The organism is Acetobacter sp. P1H12_c (assembly GCF_018811975.1).
Classification (GTDB): Bacteria; Pseudomonadota; Alphaproteobacteria; order Acetobacterales; family Acetobacteraceae; genus Acetobacter; species Acetobacter persici.
In genome coordinates this window covers 1-3,391 of the sequence record NZ_JACRVR010000077.1, presented here as the reverse complement: position 1 = coordinate 3,391, position 3,391 = coordinate 1, and the positions used below count along the sequence as shown (strand labels likewise).

Here is a 3,391-nt window from a genome sequence, read left to right as displayed (position 1 = left end):
CCCCCCGGCCAGCCCGGCTCCACAGGCTCAGACCTGCCCCCCGCGACGCAGGCTCACCCCCGCACGCCATCCGGCATGATGGAAGAGCTTTCTGAAGCCTCCGTGCGGGAACCTGTCCCCGCAGCGCAGAAAACCATGGCGCTGGACAAGGTGTTCTGGAGCCATTTTTCCCCCAATCTGGGGCCGGGCGGCTGGGTGACGGGCGCGTTGCTCATTAGTCTGGGTCTGGACTTTAAAACCGGGGTGCTGGCGGTGCTGCTGGGCAATCTGATCGGCGCGCTGCCGGTAGCCCTTGCCGCCTCTATTGGCCCCGCCACCGGCCTGACACAGATGGAAGCCTCGCGCCGCGCGCTGGGGCGGCTGGGTGTGCGCCCTCCGGCCTTCCTCAACTGGATTTACTGCGTGGGGTGGGACGCCGTGAACAACGTGCCCGCCGCCACGGCCCTGATGGCGCTGCTCATGCTGGCAGGCGTGGCGCTGCCGTTCTGGCTGGCGCTGGCCGTTCTGGCCTCGGTGCAGATGGTGGCCTCCATTTACGGGCATCATGTGGTGCAGGCTGTGCAGAAATATCTGGGCGGCCTGCTGCTCATTACCTTTATTCTGATGGGTGTTGTGTTTGCCGTGCGCGGGTCTGCGCCTATTACCGCGCATCATCCGGTCAGCCTGTCCACCTTCCTGCTGGCCACGGGGATTCTGGTCAGCTTCAACCTCTCATGGGCGTCCTATTCCTCGGATTATACGCGCTATCTGCCTGCGGATACCGACCCGAAAAAAGTGGTCTGGCTGGCGCTGGCCGGGTTGCTGAGTTCCGCCATCCCGTTCCAGATTCTGGGGCTGATCAGTGCCGGGAGCGTGGCCAACCCCTCCCCCACCGCCGTCATTGCCTCGCTCCAGCAGGCCATGGGGCCGCTGGGGGCTGTGGCGCTGGCCGCCATTGCGCTCTCTTCCATTACCGGCAATTCGTTTAACGATAATACGGCCAGTTACAGCCTGATTTCCGCAGGACTGCATGTGCCGCGCGTAGCCGCCGCCATCCTGACCGCCCTGCTGGGCTACGGGCTGGCTGTGGCCGGAGCGGGGCGCTATACAGCCCTTTATACGGATTATCTGCTGGTCACGATGTACTGGATTGCACCGTGGATTGGCATTGTGCTGGCCGACTGGTATTGCGGCACGCGCCAGCCCCGCCCGGTGCCGCCGGGCTGGTCGTACGGAGCCACGATTTTTGCCGTGACCTCCGTGCTGACCATCCTGCTGTTTTCAGAAAGCCAGCTTTATACCGGCCCCGTCGCCCGGTGGCTGAACGGGGCGGATATCGGCTCTTACGTGGGCTTTTTTGTTGCCGGAGGGTGGTATGTGCTGGGCATGCGTTCCCGCGCCAGCTCATAAAGCCCGACTGCCGCAGCAACGGACACGTTCAGGCTTTCCATCTCACCGGGCATATACAGCCCGGCAATCTCGTCACAGCTTTCGCGCGTCAGGCGGCGCAGGCCCTTGCCTTCCGCCCCCAGCACCAGCGCCACGCGGCGGCCTTTGAAGGACGGACCATCCAGCAGGCCACCGCCCGCATCCAGCCCGACTGTCCAGCAGCCGCCTTTCTGCAACGCCTCAATCGCGCGGGAGAGGTTAACTTCGCGCACCATCGGCACCGTCTCCAGCGCGCCGGAAGCCGCCTTGGCCAGCACGGCGGTTTCTTCAGGTGCATTGCGGTCCTGCACCACAAGGCAGGCCGCGCCAAAGGCAGCGGCAGACCGCAGGATGGCACCCACATTGCGCGGGTCTGTCACCTGATCCAGCACCAGCACCGGGCCGGGGCGTTCCAGTGCTTCTTCCAGCGTCAGGTTCGGCAGCGCCTTAACCAGCGCGGCCACACCCTGATGCACGGCCTCTTCCCCCAGCAGATCATCCAGCCGGGCGCGCTGCACAATTTCCGGCTCAATGCGGATAACGGCCCCGGCCTCTTTCGCAGCAAGAAGGGCGGGATGCTCAGGCTCCGTGACCATCAGACGCTGGAACACGCGGTTCGGGTTGGCAAGCGCGGCGGCCACGGCATGCGTGCCAAACAGCCAGCAGGTACCAGCAGGCGCGGCCCCCTCACGCCCAGCGGGAGAAGAACCGCGTGAGCGGCGGGGCGGACGGCCAGAACGGGGAGGACGCATGAAAAACCCTGAGCTATCTTGTTCAGCCCCCTCCCTACCGCAAACTGCCCCTGCCGGGCTATCCCCCTTTAAGCGGACATTCGGGAACGCCGCGCCGTGCAGGCGGCGGTCCTGCGGCCTTGCCACCCGCTTGCAGCAGGGCATAGGCTTGCGCCCATGATACGTATTTTTATAGACGCCGATGCCTGCCCGGTGCGGGATGAGACCTATCAGGTGGCCGCACGTCACGGGCTGAAAACCTATGTCGTCTCCAACCGCCTGCTGGCGGCTCCGGCCTCCGCGCAGATTGAGCGGATTGTGGTAACAGACGGCATGGATGTGGCGGATGACTGGATTGCCGAACATGTTCAGGCGCATGATATTGTCATTTCTTCAGACATTCCGCTGGCGGCCCGCTGCGCGGCAAAAGGCGCGTGTGTGCTGAACCCCACCGGCCGTATTCTGGATGAAAACGCCATCGGCATGGCGCTGGCCATGCGCAACCTGATGGAAGACCTCCGCTCCACCGGCACCATGACGGGCGGCGGGAAAAGCTTTACTAAAAAAGACCGCTCCGCGTTTCTCTCCGCACTGGATACCGCCGTGGTGCGCGGCAAAAAACAGGCCGCTGGCACTCTTCTGGCCGCACGGCTTGCGGCTCCGCCGGGTGGGCGGAGCGTCTGACTCTCCGGCAAAGTACCTGAACAGAAAATTGAAAGTGCAGCCGTCATAGTCTGCTGATAAAACTGCCGGAGAACGGATGATTCGCAAGGAAGTTTTTCAAAATGCCAAACCGCCCGCTCCACTCTGATGATGACGATCTTTACGACAACTTTGCTGAAGACGAAGTCTATGAACTCATGCTCCTTCAGCAGGAAGAGGATGAAGAAGAACGCCAGCGCGCGGAAGAAAGCGAAGACATTATTGAAGAAATGACAAACTACGCCGACCATTATCTCGGCGACAATCAGGATGATGAATTCCCTGACGAAGATCAGGATTACTAGGCTCAGGACCTATTAATTTATTGAACTGAGCGAGAGGTTGTGATTCACAGGTTTACCGATGGAGGGTAGCCTGTGAGTGATGTGTTTATGCTGTCTGAGCGCCAGATGGAGCGGATTGAGCCTTTTTTTCCTCTGGCGCACGGCGTGCCACGCGTGGATGACCGGCGTGTTCTGAGCGGGATCGTTTATGTCATCCGCAACGGCCTTCAGTGGAAGGATGCCCCGAAAGCGTATGGTCCGCACAAG

At 62.1% G+C, this 3,391-nt stretch carries 5 protein-coding genes; 4 read left to right on the top strand and 1 reads right to left on the bottom strand.

The window, feature by feature from the left end; genetic code table 11:
• The first annotated feature begins 78 nt into the window (after positions 1-78).
• Positions 79-1,389 carry a cytosine permease gene (locus KP699_RS16065; RefSeq protein ID WP_215763325.1) on the top strand — a complete coding sequence of 437 codons (1,311 nt, stop codon included), beginning with the start codon at positions 79-81 and terminating at the stop codon, positions 1,387-1,389.
• On the opposite strand, the gene rlmB is transcribed toward KP699_RS16065, so the two are convergent.
• Positions 1,323-2,159 (bottom strand): 23S rRNA (guanosine(2251)-2'-O)-methyltransferase RlmB, encoded by an 837-nt coding sequence (gene rlmB, locus KP699_RS16060; RefSeq protein ID WP_215763324.1) that lies wholly within the window; start codon positions 2,157-2,159, stop codon positions 1,323-1,325. The genes KP699_RS16065 and rlmB overlap by 67 nt on opposite strands.
• Before the next feature lie 156 nt (positions 2,160-2,315).
• On the opposite strand from rlmB, the gene KP699_RS16055 reads away from it, so the two are divergent.
• The 3 genes from KP699_RS16055 to KP699_RS16045 all read left to right on the top strand — a co-directional run.
• Entirely contained in the window at positions 2,316-2,822 is a 507-nt protein-coding gene (locus KP699_RS16055; protein WP_215763323.1) for a YaiI/YqxD family protein, read from the top strand.
• Between the two features lie 101 nt (positions 2,823-2,923).
• Positions 2,924-3,145 (top strand): hypothetical protein, encoded by a 222-nt coding sequence (locus KP699_RS16050; protein ID WP_215763322.1) that lies wholly within the window; start codon positions 2,924-2,926, stop codon positions 3,143-3,145.
• Between the two features lie 72 nt (positions 3,146-3,217).
• The coding region (locus KP699_RS16045; RefSeq protein WP_215763104.1) for a transposase at positions 3,218-3,391 on the top strand (174 nt) is incomplete at its 3' end.